General features: G+C 35.6%; 16 protein-coding genes, 1 tRNA gene and 1 other RNA gene. 7 read left to right on the forward strand and 11 right to left on the reverse strand.

The window, feature by feature from the left end; genetic code table 11:
* On the forward strand, window positions 1–567 hold a 567-nt coding region (locus tag J7J33_04255; protein ID MCD6168503.1), incomplete at its 5' end, for a hypothetical protein.
* A 4-nt stretch (window positions 568–571) separates the two neighbouring features.
* On the opposite strand, the gene guaA is transcribed toward J7J33_04255, so the two are convergent.
* A complete protein-coding gene (gene guaA, locus J7J33_04260) occupies window positions 572–2,104 on the reverse strand; it encodes a glutamine-hydrolyzing GMP synthase (GenBank protein ID MCD6168504.1) in 1,533 nt (510 codons plus the stop codon).
* A complete protein-coding gene (locus J7J33_04265) occupies window positions 2,088–3,170 on the reverse strand; it encodes an IMP dehydrogenase (protein ID MCD6168505.1) in 1,083 nt (360 codons plus the stop codon). Before J7J33_04265 ends, guaA begins: the two co-directional genes overlap by 17 nt.
* Before the next feature lie 83 nt (window positions 3,171–3,253).
* Between J7J33_04265 and J7J33_04270 the strand changes: the two genes are divergently transcribed.
* From J7J33_04270 to J7J33_04290, 5 genes are all read left to right on the forward strand, one after another.
* A tRNA-Gln gene (locus tag J7J33_04270) sits at window positions 3,254–3,327 on the forward strand.
* 141 nt (window positions 3,328–3,468) lie between these two features.
* Window positions 3,469–3,735 carry a 30S ribosomal protein S15 gene (rpsO, locus tag J7J33_04275; GenBank protein MCD6168506.1) on the forward strand — a complete coding sequence of 89 codons (267 nt, stop codon included), beginning with the start codon at window positions 3,469–3,471 and terminating at the stop codon, window positions 3,733–3,735.
* A 12-nt stretch (window positions 3,736–3,747) separates the two neighbouring features.
* A complete protein-coding gene (locus tag J7J33_04280; GenBank protein ID MCD6168507.1) occupies window positions 3,748–5,883 on the forward strand; it encodes a polyribonucleotide nucleotidyltransferase in 2,136 nt (711 codons plus the stop codon).
* Window positions 5,871–7,124, forward strand: coding sequence for an insulinase family protein (locus J7J33_04285; protein MCD6168508.1), 1,254 nt, complete (start codon window positions 5,871–5,873; stop codon window positions 7,122–7,124). The genes J7J33_04280 and J7J33_04285 overlap by 13 nt, the downstream gene beginning before the upstream one ends.
* Window positions 7,099–8,763: a ribonuclease J gene (locus J7J33_04290; protein MCD6168509.1), complete on the forward strand. Its 1,665-nt coding sequence runs from the start codon at window positions 7,099–7,101 to the stop codon at window positions 8,761–8,763. Before J7J33_04285 ends, J7J33_04290 begins: the two co-directional genes overlap by 26 nt.
* 7 nt (window positions 8,764–8,770) lie before the next feature.
* Here J7J33_04290 and J7J33_04295 read toward each other — a convergent pair whose 3' ends face one another.
* The 7 genes from J7J33_04295 to J7J33_04325 all read right to left on the reverse strand — a co-directional run bounded on the left by J7J33_04295 (window position 8,771) and on the right by J7J33_04325 (window position 14,802).
* The gene (locus J7J33_04295; protein ID MCD6168510.1) at window positions 8,771–10,441 is read right to left on the reverse strand and encodes a hypothetical protein; all 1,671 of its coding nucleotides are present in this window, start codon (window positions 10,439–10,441) and stop codon (window positions 8,771–8,773) included.
* A 6-nt stretch (window positions 10,442–10,447) separates the two neighbouring features.
* Window positions 10,448–10,802, reverse strand: a transfer-messenger RNA (tmRNA) gene (ssrA, locus tag J7J33_04300).
* A gap of 14 nt (window positions 10,803–10,816) precedes the next feature.
* On the reverse strand, window positions 10,817–11,977 hold the full coding sequence (locus tag J7J33_04305) for a phosphopentomutase (protein ID MCD6168511.1): 1,161 nt from the start codon (window positions 11,975–11,977) through the stop codon (window positions 10,817–10,819).
* Entirely contained in the window at window positions 11,943–12,851 is a 909-nt protein-coding gene (gene xerD, locus J7J33_04310; GenBank protein MCD6168512.1) for a site-specific tyrosine recombinase XerD, read from the reverse strand. Before xerD ends, J7J33_04305 begins: the two co-directional genes overlap by 35 nt.
* Window positions 12,838–13,365 carry an NUDIX hydrolase gene (locus J7J33_04315; GenBank protein ID MCD6168513.1) on the reverse strand — a complete coding sequence of 176 codons (528 nt, stop codon included), beginning with the start codon at window positions 13,363–13,365 and terminating at the stop codon, window positions 12,838–12,840. The genes xerD and J7J33_04315 overlap by 14 nt, the downstream gene beginning before the upstream one ends.
* A 3-nt stretch (window positions 13,366–13,368) precedes the next feature.
* Window positions 13,369–14,442 (reverse strand): M20/M25/M40 family metallo-hydrolase, encoded by a 1,074-nt coding sequence (locus tag J7J33_04320; GenBank protein ID MCD6168514.1) that lies wholly within the window; start codon window positions 14,440–14,442, stop codon window positions 13,369–13,371.
* A complete protein-coding gene (locus J7J33_04325; GenBank protein MCD6168515.1) occupies window positions 14,443–14,802 on the reverse strand; it encodes a hypothetical protein in 360 nt (119 codons plus the stop codon). It lies immediately after the preceding gene.
* A gap of 72 nt (window positions 14,803–14,874) precedes the next feature.
* Here J7J33_04325 and J7J33_04330 point away from each other — a divergent pair, with 72 nt between their 5' ends.
* Complete coding sequence (locus tag J7J33_04330; protein ID MCD6168516.1) at window positions 14,875–15,756, forward strand: MBL fold metallo-hydrolase; 882 nt, start codon at window positions 14,875–14,877, stop codon at window positions 15,754–15,756.
* A gap of 21 nt (window positions 15,757–15,777) precedes the next feature.
* On the opposite strand, the gene J7J33_04335 is transcribed toward J7J33_04330, so the two are convergent.
* Both J7J33_04335 and J7J33_04340 read right to left on the reverse strand, forming a co-directional pair.
* Window positions 15,778–16,758, reverse strand: coding sequence for a hypothetical protein (locus J7J33_04335; GenBank protein ID MCD6168517.1), 981 nt, complete (start codon window positions 16,756–16,758; stop codon window positions 15,778–15,780).
* A gap of 97 nt (window positions 16,759–16,855) precedes the next feature.
* The coding region (locus J7J33_04340) for a hypothetical protein (protein ID MCD6168518.1) at window positions 16,856–17,547 on the reverse strand (692 nt) is incomplete at its 5' end.

Here is a 17,547-nt window from a genome sequence, read left to right on the forward strand (position 1 = left end):
GATATATATTGTATAGAGTTTAAATATTTTGAAACTAAATCAGGGGAAAGAATTATAACCAGAGAGGTTGTTGTAGGAAAAGAAGATATTTTGAGATCGATGCCCAAATCTGCATCACTTCCAAAGATCAATAGAGAACAATTTTTGAAATCCTTAGATAAAAACGGATATAAAGTTTTTCAAAAATTGTTTGAATTTGCTGATGAAAATGCCTTGGTTTTTAAATGGGGCTCAAAAGGTTTTTCTTTGAATGTAGATCTGGAAGGTAATTTAGTTCCTCTGCTCTTTGGTTATTCTCCAAATTCTGTATTTAAACAATCTATATACACAGGTAATGAACTAATTCTTAGGAAAGTGAATAATGGAGAGGAAATAGTGAATATGTATGTGGAGAGTTTAACTAAGCTTGGATATTTTGTAAAGATTAAGCCTAAAGGGGAGGCTGTAAATTTAAAATGGTTGATAAATAAGGAATATTCTGAAGAGGAGATTAACTGCTTTCTTAAGATACTTCAAAAAGTCTCTATTGAGATTAAAGAACATGGCTTAAAGAACCCTGAATTGTAGTAATTTACTCCCACTCGATGGTTGAAGGGGGTTTGGAGCTTAGGTCATAAACTACTCTGTTTACTCCTTCTACCTCATTTATAATTCTTGATGCAACTTTCTTTAAGAAAGAGAAAGGAAGGTTGGAAGAGTCTGCAGTCATTCCATCCCTACTCTCCACAGCTCTTAACACAACAGTGTATTCATAAGTTCTCCTGTCTCCCATAACTCCAACAGTTTTAACAGGTAAGAGAACACAGAATGCTTGCCATACTTTATGATAAAAGCCTTCCCTTTTTAACTCCTGGATAAAGATGTAATCAGCTTCTCTTAATATTTTAAGCTTTTCCTCTGTTATCTCTCCTATGATTCTTATGGAGAGTCCTGGGCCAGGGAAGGGATGCCTCATAAGTATTTCATTAGGCACTCCAAGTTTTCTTGCTAAAGCTCTAACCTCATCTTTAAAAAGGTCTCTTAGGGGTTCAATTATTTTAAAACTTATATCTTTGGGAATTCCTCCCACATTGTGGTGTGTTTTTATTGTTTTTGATGGTCCTTTTGATATTCCTGATTCAATTACATCCGGATACAATGTTCCCTGGGCAAGGTATTTAACTTTATATTTCTTTCCTATTTCCTCAAATACCCTTATGAACTCTTCTCCTATAATTTTCCTCTTCTCCTCTGGATCAACAACCCCTTTTAATCTGTTTAAAAACCTTTCTTTCGCATCTACAGAAATTAAATCAATGTTTAATTTTTCCTTGAAAAATTTTGTTATTTCCTCCTTTTCGTTTTTTCTTAATAGTCCTGTGTCAACAAAAACTGGAATCAGATTTTTTCCTATTCCTCTCTTTAAAAGTATTGCAACTACCGTGGAATCAACACCTCCGCTGACACCGACTATGACCTTATCATTTCCGAGGGTTTTCTTTATCTCTTCTATTTTTTCTTCAATAATATCTTTTTCTACCCAGTCTCTTTTACATTTACAGATGTTAAGAAAGTTATCAAGAATCTTCTCTCCATACTCTGTATGGTTTACTTCTGGATGAAACTGAAGTCCAAATATGTTATCTTTCTCAATGGATGCTATTATGTTGTTTTCACTGATGGATGTTGTATGAAATCCATCTGGTGGGGATTCAGTTGAATCTCCATGACTCATCCAGACAGTTATCTTCTCTGGTATACCTTTGAATAACTTTGATTCCTTTAAAAATATCTTGTTTCTTCCATACTCTCTGTTTTTACTTCTCTTTATTTTTCCTCCAAAAAGATAAGCTATAAGCTGGAGTCCATAACATATTCCAAGCACGGGAATATTTAAGCTAAAGAGAGCCTTGTCTATTTTTGGTGAGTTTAGTTCATATACGCTTTCAGGCCCGCCTGAAAGAATTATTCCTTTGGGAGAGAGGGACAAAATTTCTTCCATGGATATATCTGGTGGGACAATTATTGAGTGAACTTTTAATTCTCTCAATCTTCTCTTAATAAGATGGGTGTATTGAGATCCAAAGTCTATTATAAGGATAGTATCTCTACAATTCTTTAACATCGTGTACTCTACTCTCTATAAGACCCATATTTGTTATTCGATAGAATTTTGCCTTTTTCTTTAATTCCTCTATTGTTCTTGCTCCCACATATCCCATACCCGATCTAAGACCTGATACCAGTTCAAATAGAACATCTTTGACTTTGCCTCTGTATGGAGTTAAAGACTCCACTCCTTCAGGGATCATTTTTGCTCTTCCATCTTCACCATATCTGTCAGCACTTCCCTTTTTCATGGCAGGTAGTGAACCCATACCTCTATAATATTTGTATTTCTTCCCCTCTCTTTCTATTAGCTTGGAGGGACTTTCATCACATCCAGCAAGAAGACTTCCAATCATAACAGAATCAGCACCTCCACCTATTGCTTTTACTATATCTCCAGAACTTCTTATTCCTCCATCTGAAATAACTGGCACATTATACTCCTTTGCCACCTCATACACATTAACAATTGCAGTAAATTGGGGAACCCCGACTCCTGTGACAATTCTTGTTGTGCATATGGAACCAACACCAATACCTACTTTTATTGCATCGCTTCCAGCTTCAAGAAGTGCTGTTGCTCCATCTCCTGTAACCACATTTCCAGAAATGATGGGAGTATCTGGGAACTTATCCTTTACTCTTTTTAGAAAATCAATAACTCTTTTTGAATGACCATGAGAGGTGTCAATTACTATGAAATCTACATGAGCATCAATTAGTTTTTTAGCTCTTTCAAAGGATTCTTCCCCTACACCAACTGCTGCTCCAACAAGAAGTCCACCATCCTTTCCTTTTGAACTTTTAGAATCAGGTTCTACCTCTTTTACTTTTTCTACTTCCCTTACTTGATCTTTGATATCCATGTTTCTATGTATTACTCCCACACCTCCATTCTTTGCCATCTCTATAGCCATAGAGGATTCAGTGACGGTGTCCATTGGAGAAGAGATTATAGGTATTCTTATTGTTATGTTTTTTGTTAACTTTGTTTCTGTGTTTGTCTCCTTAGGAAGAACATCTGAATAGTTTGGTATTAATAAGACATCATCAAAAGATAAAGCAACAGGAATCTCCTTCATATTCACCTCAAAATAAGTTTTAATTAAATTTATAATGAAATTGTCATTATGTCAAGAAATTTTGCTATAATATAAATAGTGGTTGGGGAGTCGTCTAACGGTAGGACAGCGGACTCTGGATCCGTAAGTCGGGGTTCGAATCCCTGCTCCCCAGCCAATTTTTATTGTAAGAGTCTCCCCATTTGAACTAATTCGTTTATTGTGCTAAACTTATATTTGATTAAACTAATAAAAAGCCAATGATCCCTGACCTGGAGAAAAATTTACTCTGGGTTAAGGGGTAGGTTAGGAGGTAAAGATGCTGGAAAAAGAAGAAAAACAGGAAATTATTGCAAAGTATCAGATTCATGAAGGAGATACTGGTTCTCCAGAGGTACAGATTGCAATACTTACTGAAAAAATTAAGAGACTTTCAGAACACCTGAAAGTTCATAAGAAGGACCATTCATCAAGGAGAGGTCTTCTTAAAATGGTTGGTAGAAGAAGGAAACTTTTAAATTACTTAAAAGAGAAGGATTATGATAGGTATATTCATTTAATAGAAAGTTTAGGTTTAAGGAAATAAATGGGTCAAGAAATAGAGAAAAAAACATTAGAAATTGAGGTAGCAGGGAAAAAAATAATTTTTGAGACAGGAGAACTTGCAAAGCAAGCTGGTGGCTCTACCCTTGTTAGAATGGGTGGAACTGTTGTTCTTGCTGTTGCCACTGTTTCCAAGGAGCCCAGAGAGGATATTGATTTTCTTCCCCTTGTTGTGGATTATGAAGAGAAACTTTATGCTGCAGGAAAGATTCCTGGAGGTTTCTACAAGAGAGAGGGGAGACCAACAGAGTCTGAGATATTAAAGTCAAGACTCATTGATAGACCTTTAAGGCCCCTGTTTCCTGAATTCTTCTACAACGATGTACAGGTGATAGTTACTGTCCTGTCTCAGGATAAGGAAAATCCTGCTGATATTCTTGGATTAAACGGAGCCTCCCTTGCTGTATCTCTTTCAAATGCTCCCTTTGAAGGTCCAATAGGTGCAGTGAGAGTTGGAAAAATAGGAGATAGATTCATAATTAATCCAACTTTTGAAGAGATAGAAAATGGTGAAATGGACATAGTAGTTGCTGGAACAGAAGAGAATATAATTATGGTTGAGGCAGGAGCGAAAGAGGTTCCAGAGGATGTAATAGTTGATGCCCTTGAATTTGCCCATGAGGAGATTAAAAAGATTGCAAGAAAGATAAAAGAATTTGCATCTGTCTATGGAAAGGAAAAAATTGAAGTTACTCCTCTTGAAATAGAAGAATCTATGCTTGAAGAAGCAAAGAAAGATCTGGAACCAAAGATTGAGGAAATTCTCTTGAAAGCCAAGGATAAAAAGGAGAGAGAGGCACTCCTTGATGAATTAAAGGAAGAGTTTGTAGGGAAATTTATTCCTGAAGGCGAAGAGGATAAGGAACTGGAGAAAAAACTAAAATATATATTCAAGAAAGTACTCAAAAACTATGTTAGAAGAAGAGTTTTTGAGAGAAAGATAAGAGTGGACGGAAGAGGACCAAAGGATGTAAGACCTCTTTATATAAAGGTTGGTTTTCTCCCTTATGCTCATGGTTCTGGATTGTTTACAAGAGGTCAAACTCAAGTTCTCTCTGTTACTACCCTTGGAGGAGTTGGTGAAGGTCAGTTGATTGAAGGTCTGGAGGAAGAATTTACCAAAAGATATATGCACTACTATAACTTTCCTCCATTTTCTGTAGGCGAAGTTAAACCTTTGAGAGCTCCTTCAAGAAGAGAGATTGGTCATGGTGCACTTGCTGAGAGGGCACTACTTCCTGTGATTCCTCCTGAAGATGAGTTCCCATACACGATAAGGGTGGTCTCTGAAGTTCTTGAATCAAATGGTTCAACATCCATGGCTTCTGTATGCGGTTCCACACTCTCTCTTATGGATGCAGGTGTTCCTATAAAGAGACCTGTCTCAGGTATAGCTATGGGGCTTATAAAGGAAAAGGATGGTTTTGTAGTTCTTACAGATATTCAGGGAATGGAGGATGCTCTTGGAGATATGGATTTTAAAGTTGCAGGAACTGAGAAGGGAGTGACTGCTCTTCAGATGGATATGAAGATAAAGGGTATAGATACAGATATTCTAAGAGTGGCACTATCACAGGCAAGAGAGGCAAGGATGTATATCTTAAAAGAGATGCTGAAGGTGATTGATAAACCAAGAGATTCTGTATCACCCCATGCTCCAAGGGTTATAGTTATGGATATTACACCTGAGAAAATAAAGGATGTGATTGGTCCTCAAGGAAAATTTATAAAGAAAATTATAGAGGAAACAGGAGTTAAAATAGATATTGAACCTACTGGAACGCTATACATAACAGCACCTGATATGGAATCTGGTAATAAAGCCAAGAAGATGGTTGAAGAATTAACAAAAGATGTAGAGGTAGGAAGAGTTTATCTTGGAAAAGTACTCTCTGTTAGAGATTTTGGTCTTATAGTGGAGTTAACCCCAAGTAAAGATGGACTTTTACATGTATCCCAGATGCCAGCTTCCACTGCAAAGAATCCTAAACTCTGGCCAAAAGTGGGCGAAGAGATTGTGGTAAAGGTTCAGAGAGTAGATGAACTTGGAAGAATAACCCTTACTCAGAAAGGACTCTTTCCTGAGAAAGAGAGAAACACCCATAATAGAAGAGGTAAATGGAGAAAATAATAGAAGAGACCCTTATTTCAGGGTCTAAGTTTATTTTTCAAAAGAATTCAAATTTTCCTTCTTTTTCTCTTTTTGTTTTAGTTCCATCAGGCTCAATATTTGAAACAGAGGATACAAACGGATACTCACACTTTATAGAGCATCTTGTTTTTAAAGGGACAAAAAGAAGAAGCAGCTTAGATATCCCCAGAGAGATTGAGGGTATCGGTGGAGATATGAATGCATTTACTGGAAGTGAGTTTACTGGATTCTATATAAGAGCAAGGGATAAACATTTTGATAAAGCAAGTGATGTGCTGTTTGACATTCTCTTTAATGCATCATTCCCAGAGGTGGAGATTGAAAGGGAGAAGAATGTTGTTATTCAGGAGATCCTATCTCTTGAGGATTCACCGGATGAATTATCTATTATTGAGCTTAAAAAAGCAATGTGGAGTAGCTCCCCTTTCTCTTTTAAAGTTATTGGAGAGGATAGTGTTATAAAGAATGCAACAAGAGATAAACTTATAAACTTTTACAGGAGTTTCTATAATCCAGAGAAGATTGTTATTTCTGTATATGGAAATCTTGAGTTTGTTAGGGTCAAGGGTATTCTTGAAGAGAAGATAAATAAAAGAAGTAAAAATTTTAGGTTCAACTCATCTCCTAAACCTCCTGAATTTAAAAGGGGTATAAGTGTAAAATGGAAGGACACGAAACAGGTGCATGTATCAATTGGATTTCCATTTCCTTCAGTTGTATCCCCAAATTATTACTCCTCTCTTCTGTACACAGTTATACTTGGTGGAGGAATGTCTTCAAGGCTTTATTCAAGAATAAGAGAGGAGTTAGGGCTTGTTTATTCTATATATACCTTTACCCTATCCTACAAGGATACAGGTGCAGGAGTTATATACTTTGCTACATCAAAGGAGAATGTTGGCAAGGTAATTCATGAGATAAAAGCGATACTCACAAGGATAGTTAAAGAAGGTGTAAAAGAGGATGAGATAGAGAGGGGAAAGGAGTATTTAATAGGAAATTCCCTCTTAAAACTTGAGAGTTCTCTATCAAGGAGTGAAAGAAATGCTGTCTCTTACTATAGAAGGGGCTATGTGGAGATTTTTGATGAGGTTATTAAGAGGCTTCAATCTGTCACCCATGATGAAATCATGATGGAGGCAGAGGAGGTAAATTTCGATAATGCAAGTTTTGGTGTTTGTGGAGATATAAATTATGACGAATTCAAAAGATTATTGTAAAGAAAATCCTGTTAAAATTACATTTCTCGGTGGTCTTGGAGAAATTGGGAAGAATATGACAGTTTTTGAGGATAGAGATTCTGCATTTATCCTTGATGCAGGTTTCAAATTTCCAGAGGCAGAGATGTATGGCGTTGAACAGGTTATTCCGGACATGGGATACATTGAAACAATTAAAGATAAGTTAAAAGGGATTGTGCTTACGCATGCACATCTTGATCATATAGGGGCAATAAAGTTCGTGTTTGAAAAGATTAAGTTGCCTCTCTTTGGAACAAAACTCACTTTAGGACTTGCCTCAACAGTTATTCCTGGAAGGTACAAACCATATGAAGAGCATGAGATAAAGCCTGGCGAAAGATTTAATGTGGGAACCTTTCAGTTAGAGGCAGTGTATGTTAATCACTCCATTCCAGATGGAGTAGGTTTTATTATAAAAAGAAAGGGCTGTGGTACTATATTTCACACAGGTGATTTTAAGATAGATGCAACTCCCATTGATGGAAGAGCAATAGATTTGCAGAGGATTGGAATGCTTGGGAGGGAAGGAGTTCTGCTTCTCCTTTCAGATTCAACTAATGCTACAAGGGATGGTCTTACTGGTTCAGAAAGGATTGTTGGTGAAAATCTTGAGAGACTTTTCAGAAAAATAAAGGGAAGGATTATAATAACAACATTCTCAACAAATATTCATAGAATACAGCAGATATTTGATATATCATGGAAGTTAAAGAAGAAGGTCCATGTTGATGGCAAGAGTTTTGTAAACATTATAAGTGTTGCAAAAAAACTGGGATACCTTAATATTCCCGATGGTTTAACTGTTGATATAAATGAGCTTCCCCTTATTCCTGATGAAAATCTTGTTATCCTCACAACAGGCAGTCAGGGTGAACCTCTCTCAGGTCTTACAAGACTTTCATCTTCCACACATCAGAGGTTAAGAATTCTTCCTGGAGATACAGTTATTATTTCTGCCCATCCCATACCGGGTAACGAAGAATTTGTCAACAGGACAGTTAATAATCTCTTTTCTCTCGGTGCTGATGTCATTTACAGAGAGGAAGAGGGAATCCATGTATCAGCCCATGTTTCGGGAGACGAATTGAAGATAATGCTTCAGCTGACAAAACCAAAGTTCTTTGTTCCAGTTCATGGAGAAACAAGGCATCTCTATGCACATAAAAAGATTGCTCTTGATGTTGGAGTGGAGGATAAAAATGTATTTATTCTTGAAAATGGTGATTCTCTAATTGTGTATGATGATAGAGTGAGAAGAGGGAAAAGGGAAATTTCTGGAGAGTTGTTCATAGATGGTCTTGGTTTTGAGAGAGAGGAAAGTGAAGTTCTAAAGGATAGGAGATTTCTTGCAAAGGAAGGGATTGTTGCTGTTGCTCTCATAGTTAAGAAGGGAAGACTCAAGGATATTAAGTTTGCCTCAAGGGGTTTCTTTGCAGAAGATGAGCTTAAGCCAATTCTTCAAAGTGCCAAGGATAGAATTTTAACTATTTTCTACGAAAATCACAACTATTCAAAGGATATACTTGAAAGGGACATAAATGGAGCACTCTCCTCTCTATTCTACAAAAAGACGAGGAGAAGACCGATGATTCTTACCCTTATATTTAGGGAAGAATAATACCTCCTTAAGGTTTTATAACCTTTATTCTATCACCTTCCTTAATCTCTGTTATATGCACTAAACTCCTTCCCTTTCCAAGATAGAAGGATAAATCTCCCTTCCTTTTTCCTAAAAGGAAAAAGTAGAGATTTAATTTATCAATTTCATTTTCATTATAAGAGAGAGGGATCTCTATATCAAAATTGTCAAATCTTATTTTCACCCTTCCTTTCTCTAATCTTATCTTTCTAACAGTAAAATATCTTCCGCTAACGTATCTTCTACCGAATCTTATTTTCCCATAGAACTTGGGAATCTCTTCCAAGGAGTTTACCATTTTTATATCAGAACCATATTTAACTATTCTTGAAATTATAACAGGTTTGTTTAAAAATATTTTAAGCGTTATTTCTCTTACATTCATCTTCTTTCTATTCATAAGTGATAGCAAAAATTCAGAGAATCTATTTATGGATGGAGGTCTTATAGGTGCCAAGGTAAGAGAGAGAAATTTCTCTATTTTTTTAATGTTTGCTCTGCCTTTGACCACCCTCTTGAGGTAATTAATTCTACTACGGACCTTTCTGAGTATTTTTAATTTTATCTGTATTTCTCTACTTTTGTTTCCCTTCCTTAAATTTTTAATGTGCTTTTTAAGTCCCCTCTCTCTGATTTTTAATCTTTCAAGTTCTTTAAATCTTCCAAAATCAATTATCTCCTTAACCCCATTTACCATCTCTTCAAAGGTCATCCCTATATCCTGTGGGGTCTTTACAAGGAGTGTGGATAGGATTTCATCTGGCTTTAAGGGATGTGGATAAATTTTTTCTGTTTTTTCTACAAAAACTTCATCTACTATTTCTCCCTCTATACTGTGTAATTTAAGAAAGAGATTATCAATTCCCTGTCCAATTAGAAAGAAGCTTGTATCTTCTATGGAAAAAATTTCATTCCCAAAGGCAATCTCTTCTTCAATCCTTCTCTTTTCTTTCTTCTTTGTTTTTAGAAACCTCAAATTTACATCAAATATAGTTTCAGGAAAGGGATAACCAAAGTAAAGATGGTCAAAGAGTAATGCCTTAAATATTGAGCTTACTGCATAGGAGTGGGAAAAGAGGTCTATGTCATTTGCTCCCCTTCTTGTATCTGATATTCCTTCCTTAAGGAAAAGTTTTAAAGCCCATATTATCTTATCTCTTCTAAACTCTTTAAAGAATAAGTCAACAAATTTCTCAAGTCTTACTCTTAAGTAAGATAGTCTAACATAATCCACCCTTCTTTCCTTTAAAAAGAAGTTAGAAAGGAAGGTTTTATTAAATTCCTGTTTACCTGAATTCGGAGGATTGGATGAATCAAACCTATCAGCTATTTGAAGTAGTTTAATTAAAGGATTTTTATCAAATGTTCTGCATTTCTCCTTATGTTTACATCTTTCACATCCATGATGGGCGCAGATAAAATGTATTGGAGCAATACCATCTGAAATTAAATCAATTTCGTCAAATCTTTCTTTTAGGGGGGTAAAAAGAAATTTCCTTAGATTTGGAGGAAAAGGATCATTAAGTATTAAGACAGCGTGAGAATCTTTTATTGGAGAATCGGGATCCTTGCTTAATATAAATTCATGGGATAGTTTTCCAATGTCATGAAATAGAGATGATACCTCTAAATCAATTATAAATTTGTTTATATCCATTAGATTTGGTGGAGGCGGCGGGAATCGAACCCGCGTCCACGGAAGTTCAGTTTAAATCTTCTACAGGCTTAGCCTGTGATTCTTTCTCTTCTCTTCTTCCTCCACAGGCAGAGGAAGGAGAGCGTATCCTCAGTAGATTCAACCTTCACCCCTGAGGAGCAGGTGAAGGCAGGTCTCCTTTCGGCGTCGGTTAGATGAGGGCAAGGAGACAAGCCAACTCACCTAACCGGCAGTAGACCTTAAGCTACTGCGTATGCATAGTTTGTGTTGGCATTTTTTCTTCTTGAGGGTTTTAAGAGGTTCCCTCAAACCTCGCCTGCAGATTTAAACCTCCGTTCCGTGTCGAAGTCCTTTCGCCCCCAGATTCTATATATATTATACCACAATGTCACTTAAGAAACTTTTTCCAGCATATGTTTTTATCCCAAATATATCACCTATGGTTGCTCCAAGATCAGAGAATTTTCTTATCCCAATAAAGTTATTCTCCTTCACTCCTTTACCATAGATAAACACAGGAACCCTCTCTCTTGTGTGATCTGTGTGTTTTTTAAATGTTGGGTCATTTCCATGATCTGCTGTAATGAACATTAAATCATTATCTGTTAAATAAGGAAGGTAATTCCCAAGGAATCCATCAAACTCAAGAAGTGCACTTGAGAAACCCCATAGATTTCTTCTGTGTCCATACCTCATATCAAAATCAACAAGGTTTGTAAATATAAGTTGGACATCCTTCCTTTCAATTGTTACTTTGAGAAGCTCTGCCATGTTTTCAGTGTTATTATCAACATGCACCGTTTCAGAAAAACCTCTGTGAGCAAAAAGATCATAAACCTTCCCTATACCAAAGACCTTAAGCCCCTTCTTTATCATTAAATCAAGAAGTGTATCCTTTGGTGGCGGAAGGGAGAAATCTTTTCTCTCCGGTGTTCTCCAGAAGTGTCCTGGTTTTCCTGTAAATGGTCTTGCAATTACTCTTGCTACAGCATGTTCACCCTTTAATATCTCTCTTGCAATTTCACACATTTTGTAAAGTTCTTCCACAGGGATAACATCCTTGTGTGCTGCAATCTGAAACACAGAATCAGCAGAGGTATAAACTATTGGATAACCTGTCTTTATATGCTCTCCCCCGAGTTTCTTTATTATTTCCGTCCCAGAGGCAGGTTTGTTCCATAGCACCTTTCTACCAATTCTCTTCTCAAATTCCTTTATTATCTCCTCTGGGAAACCATCTGGATAAACAGGGAAAGGTTTTTCAAGTGGTACCCCCATTAGCTCCCAATGACCTGTAGTTGAATCTTTACCAGGTGATACTTCTTCTAAAATTCCATAGGAACCCAGTGTTTTTTCATCTTTCTTGTAGAGAATATTCATAAGCCCAAGTCTCTCAAGATTGGGAAATTTAAAACCAGATTCCTCAACAACATGAAGTAGAGTATTTGCTCCCTTATCTCCATACTTCTCTGCATCAGGAGCATTTCCTGCTCCCACTCCATCAAGAATTATTACTATGACTCTTTTTATTTCCATTTTCCTTCCTCCATAAAGGATGAGAGGAGAGATAAACTTCTCTCAACCTCTCCTTTGTAAGATGAGTATAAATTTGTGTTGTTGATATGTCAACATGACCCAAAAGTTCCTGAACACTTCTTAAATCTGCTCCTCTCTCAAGTAGATGTGTTGCAAAGGAGTGCCTTAACATGTGTGGATGAACCTTTTTCCTTATTCTTGCTTTCTTTGCATATTTGTTAAGAATTGCGTTGATAAATTGTCTGAGTATCCTTTCGCCTTTTCTACTGACAAAGAGATATTCTGATGTAATACCCTTTTTTTCTCTCTCTTTAAGATATTTCTTTAAAACATCCTTTGCCCTTTCTCCAAAAGGAACTATTCTTTCTTTACTACCCTTACCAAAACACTTTAAAAATCCATTTTTCATATCAATGTCTTTAACCTTAAGGCCTGTAAGCTCAGATACCCTTAACCCACAGCTGTACAGTAACTCCACTATTGCTCTGTCCCGTTTTCCTCTAAAAGAGTTTTCTGGTATTGCATTAAGTATTTTTTCTATCTCCTCTAAAGATAAAACTTCAGGAAGTCTTTTATCTTTTTTTGGAAGGGAGATGTCAACTGTGGGATCTTTTTCAATCTTCCCTTCTCTCAATAGAAAGGCATAGAATGACCTTACACTGGAGATTTTCCTTCTAAGGGTTGTGGGTTTAAGTCTCCTTTTTGAGAGTTTCATTAAAAATTCAAAGATGTCCCTCTTTGTTACCTCAAGAGGATCCCTGCCATTAAGAAACTCTTTGAAACTTCTTAAATCATTCTTATATGCAGATATTGTGTTTTTTGAGTATTCTCTCTCTACCTCAAGAAAGTAAAAGAAATTTTCAAAGGGATCCATAGTTTGCCTTAAGATAGGAGAGTGCAAAAGCTGTTTTAAGATCCTTTATTTCTCCTCTTTCAAGCATCTCAAAGGCTTCTTTCAGCGGAACTTCAATAACTTTATCTATCTCACCAGGGTGCATAAATTCCCTTGTCTTAAATTTTATATCTCTTGCAAGAAATATATGTATTACCTCATTTGTAAAACCAGGAGAAGAAATAAAAGAACCAATCTTTTTGAGATTTCCCTCAAAACCTGTTTCTTCCAAAAGCTCCCTTCTTGCACACTCCTCTGGATCTTCCCCTTTCTTTAACTTACCTGCAGGTATTTCAATAAGCTCCTCTTCAATGGGAGACCTAAACTGCTTCACAAGAATAACACTTTCACCTTTAACAGGTATTATACCTACGGCACCTGGGTGAAACACCAACTCTCTCTCACTCTCTCTTTCTTCGTTTACAACCACTTTTCTTAAAACAACCTTAAGGAGTCTTCCATTAAAGACAACCTTTTCTGAAATTTTCCTTTCCATTTTTTACTCTTTAAAGTACTCTACTATAATCTCCTCTACCATCTTTTCTGAATTTATAAGATCCTCTACAAGAATTGTTTCATTTGGAGTGTGAACATTTGTCATACCTGTTCCAAGAACAGCACACTTTATTCCCTTTGTGTAGAATATGTTGGCATCAGATCCTCCCATGGATGGCTCAAGTGTAAATTCAAGTGAAAGTTTCTTTGATACCCTCTTTATAATTTCTATTAATCTATCATTCTCGTCTAATTTATACCCATTGTATTCTCTGTTTAGTTTATACTCTATCCTTCCTTCACCAGACTCTACCTCTTTAATGAATGTGTCTATCATTTCATCTGTTATCTTTATAAGTTTCTCTTCTTCTCTACTTCTTGCCTCACCCCATATCTCAGTGTAATCAGGTATTACATTTGTTGCAGATCCTCCTTTTATAAAGCCTATATTTGCAGTAGTTTCAAAGTCAATTTTCCCTAAATTCAATTTACTTATAGCTTTAGAGGCAAGTTGAATTGCATTTATTCCCTTTTCTGGCTCAACTCCTGCATGAGCTGACCTTCCATATACAAAAAACTTCAAGGTGTTGTGAAATGGAGATGAAGATATAACATAGCCAGGTCTTCCGTGGGAGTCAAGAACATACCCTTCTTTTGCCTTTATCCTTTCAATTTCTATACTTTTTGCACCATTTAATCCTACTTCCTCTCCCGCTGTTAGGACAATATCTATCCTTCCAGTAAAAGAACCTTTTTTTCTTTTTACAGCTTCGAGTATGGCAACTACACCAGATTTATCATCTGCTCCAAGAATTGTAGTTCCATCTGTTTTTATTACTCCGTCCTCAATAATTACCTTTATCTCATCCTTCTCCACAGGCACAGTATCAATGTGTGCATTTAAAAAGAGGGCTTTTTCGCCCTCCCCTATGGAAAGATACATGTTCCCAATTTTATCAATTTCCCATTTTCCAAGTTCAGAGTAAAGTTCAAGAATTTTTTCTCTTACCCTCTCCTCCCTGCCTGATGGTGAAGGGATCTTCGCAAGTTCAACAAATTTTTCAACTACTTCTTCCATTTACTCTTCCTTCTTCTCCTCTACCTTTTTAATCTCTTCCTCCACTTTTTTAACTTCCTCTTCCTTTATCTCTGCCTCTTTTCTTATCCTTTCTATCTCTTCATTCTTTGCCTTTATCTCTTCTTCTATTTTCTTAATTTCTTCAAGCACTGAACTTACAAAGTCAAGAATCTCGTCTCCCTTTTTGCCCTCTTTGAACAAAGCATATATCTTTTCTCCAAGCTCTTTAAACTTTCCACCTTTCTTTGTTTCAAGGAAAAGAATATCTTTCTTAAGATTTGCAATTTGAGCAAAGTCCTTTGTCCTTTCAGCACCAACTTGGAGTCCCTTTTTAATCTTATCCCATATACTTTCTGCCATTTTTATCACCTCCTTATTAGTGATTTTTTAGACTCATAAATAATTTTAACATAAAGTGCTATAATTTAATACGTGGAGCTAAGGAAGATTAAAGAAGGAATTTTTTATATTGCTGATGCTACAAACATCGGAGTCTTTCAACTTAAAGAAGGGTTTGCGCTTATTGATGCACCTATAGATAAGGACAAAGCAAAGAAAATTATCAAGATTCTTGAATCAAATGGTATTAAACCAACAGACCTTATTCTCACCCATCACCACGCTGATCACACTGGTGGTGCAAAGTATCTTAAGGAGAAACTCAATCTCACTGTCTATACAAGTGTCAAAGAGAAAATCTTTATTGAGAATCCAATACTTGAGCCCATCTACCTTTCTCTGGGAGGAGAGCCATTTAAACCATTTTTAACAAAGTGGATTAAGTCAAAAGAGGTGAGAGTGGATAAAGTTCTTAAAGAAGGTGAATTTGAGATAGAAGGTAAAAATTTTAGAATTCTTTCTTTACCAGGTCACTCAATTGATATGATAGGAGTTGAGGTTGATGGGGTTATCTTTTCTGCTGATACATTCTTTTCAACCAAAATTCTTAAAAAATACATAGTTCCGTACTTTCACAATCCATATAGGTTTGTTGAGAGTATTGAAAGATTAAAGAGCCTCCCCTTTGATTACATACTTCCATCCCATGGAGAACTCTATACAAGAGAGGAAGGGTTAAAGGTCATGGATGAGAATATAAAAGTTGTTAAAGAACTTGGAGAGAGATTGTTGGATGTAATCCATAAGGAAAGAAGTATCGAGGAGATTATAGAATCTTTATCTTTACCTGTAGATAATATCGTCGTCTCTTTCCTTATAACATCATCCATCCTTTCATACCTATTTAGATTTGTTGACGAAGGAAAAGCTGAAGTTAAAGTAAAAAACGGAATCCCAAGATTTATTAAAGTTTAAAAGTTTTTAATGTTTCATCCTTTAAGTTATTATGAAGTCTATAGTATTCCCGTATTTTGTATATTTAAGCACATCATCCAGGTTGTCATATTCTTTCCGATCTGGTTCATAATATCTTCCAGCACTCGCATATATCTTTACTGAGGAAAGTGTTTTCTTTAAATAGTTCCATGCATTTAGCCACGTTTTGATTTTTACTGTTGTATGTGGATGTTGCAATACAATTTCTGGTTTTTCTTTTTGTGCTAATTTTTTAAATTCTTCGTTGACTTCCTTACGCCAGCCTTTTGCATTCTTTGATCTGGGGTTAAATACAGTTAAATCATGACAACCTAGTATCATAGTTTTTCCCACATCTAAATCAAAAAAGTGTGTATTCAGGTCAGTAATTCTAACTAGACTATTTTCTTGATTTGTTGTAGGATATGATTTAGCTGTCCAGTAAAATTCATTATTTTTTAAATTAACCAAAAAAACAAATTCAATGTGGAGTTGATTTATGTAATTTTGGGTAGTTGATATTTCCTGTTTATATGAATCTATACCTAGGGTCAAATAATCCGTTACCTGACTTAACTTTCTGCGCATATTCTGGGTTAAAACAGATTTTGCATATTTTTTAGCTTCTTTAACTAAAATATTTACAACTTTGACATTCGGATTTTTGGGATCCCCAACATTTTTTCTGGTTATATTCTTTGGCCAATTAAACACTATAAAACCACCACATGTGATAAGCAATTTTACTTTTGTCCCTTTTGGCCATTTATCATGAATTTCCTCAAGTAACTTTTTTGCATATTCAGGTTTTCCTTCCCAATCATCAGCAATAATTATCCTTGCTAAAAAAGGATTTGGATCTTTTCTTACTTCAATGTTCCAAAAACCATTTTGTTTTTGTATCATTCTTCTGAATTTTTCCACATCCTTTGGATTCTCTGAGTTTAAGCTACACCACACAAAATCCTTGGCAAAGATTCTAACTGTAGGTTTTAACCCCAATATTGCTGGTAGAAAATCCCTTAAAGTGTCGTACCATGCACGTTGCTCGTCTCTATAAGCTGGATTATTATCTTTAGCATTAATCTTTTTGCATAATCTAATCCATTTTTTCTCTATTAAACCCCAATTTAAGATCGGCAGGGTACTTCTCTAAAGTTATTTTTCTTGCTAATGTAAAGTGCTGAGATTCATCAAATTCTACAATAAAACCTGGGTTTGGAACGAAGAAATCGCAATTTGGGAGTGTCTCTGTCTTTACAAATTCTTTAAACCCTCTATGATTTTGAAGTACTTTGTGAATTTCTCTTAATTTATTATAATATGGTTTTCCTTTAAAATCTTGGATGTGAGTTCCTATATTAAATTTATAGTTTTTCTCAACTCTTCCATAAATTTTCTCTAGAAGTCTTTTAATAGTTTCTTTACATTTAGGACATCTTTCACCCTTATGAGTCTTCGACAGTTTTCTTTCTTTTTTCATTTTAGAAGATTTAGTAACTTTTCCTTGTGCTGAAACATCTATGATATTGAATCCAAGGTTCTTGAGAAAATCATTTGTTTCTTTGCCTCCACTGAACCTGGTAGGGTCTAATATTTCACCATTAGCATACTTGTTAGCCAATGAAATAACATATTTAGGGGGGTAATGTTTTCCATTAAATTCTAAAAGAAATTTTTTTGAATGTCTACCTATTGGAATTCCATTTTTCTTAATTTCCTCTATTGCTTTAATAACATGTTCTCTTTTTATATTCTTCGGAGTCATAGAAGCATCCTCCTTTATAATAG

It is taken from the genome of Caldisericia bacterium (assembly GCA_021158845.1).
GTDB lineage: Bacteria > Caldisericota > Caldisericia > B22-G15 > B22-G15 > B22-G15.

Coding starts and splice junctions, on each gene's coding strand:
- rpsO (MCD6168506.1), top strand. CDS start 3,469: ATGCTGGAAAAAGAAGAAAAACAGGAAATTATTGCAAAGTATCAGATT.
- J7J33_04315 (MCD6168513.1), bottom strand. CDS start 13,365: ATGGAAAGGAAAATTTCAGAAAAGGTTGTCTTTAATGGAAGACTCCTT.
- J7J33_04305 (MCD6168511.1), bottom strand. CDS start 11,977: ATGGAAATAAAAAGAGTCATAGTAATAATTCTTGATGGAGTGGGAGCA.
- J7J33_04290 (MCD6168509.1), top strand. CDS start 7,099: ATGACGAATTCAAAAGATTATTGTAAAGAAAATCCTGTTAAAATTACA.
- J7J33_04265 (MCD6168505.1), bottom strand. CDS start 3,170: ATGAAGGAGATTCCTGTTGCTTTATCTTTTGATGATGTCTTATTAATA.
- xerD (MCD6168512.1), bottom strand. CDS start 12,851: ATGGATCCCTTTGAAAATTTCTTTTACTTTCTTGAGGTAGAGAGAGAA.
- J7J33_04325 (MCD6168515.1), bottom strand. CDS start 14,802: ATGGCAGAAAGTATATGGGATAAGATTAAAAAGGGACTCCAAGTTGGT.
- J7J33_04285 (MCD6168508.1), top strand. CDS start 5,871: ATGGAGAAAATAATAGAAGAGACCCTTATTTCAGGGTCTAAGTTTATT.
- J7J33_04295 (MCD6168510.1), bottom strand. CDS start 10,441: ATGGATATAAACAAATTTATAATTGATTTAGAGGTATCATCTCTATTT.
- guaA (MCD6168504.1), bottom strand. CDS start 2,104: ATGTTAAAGAATTGTAGAGATACTATCCTTATAATAGACTTTGGATCT.
- J7J33_04320 (MCD6168514.1), bottom strand. CDS start 14,442: ATGGAAGAAGTAGTTGAAAAATTTGTTGAACTTGCGAAGATCCCTTCA.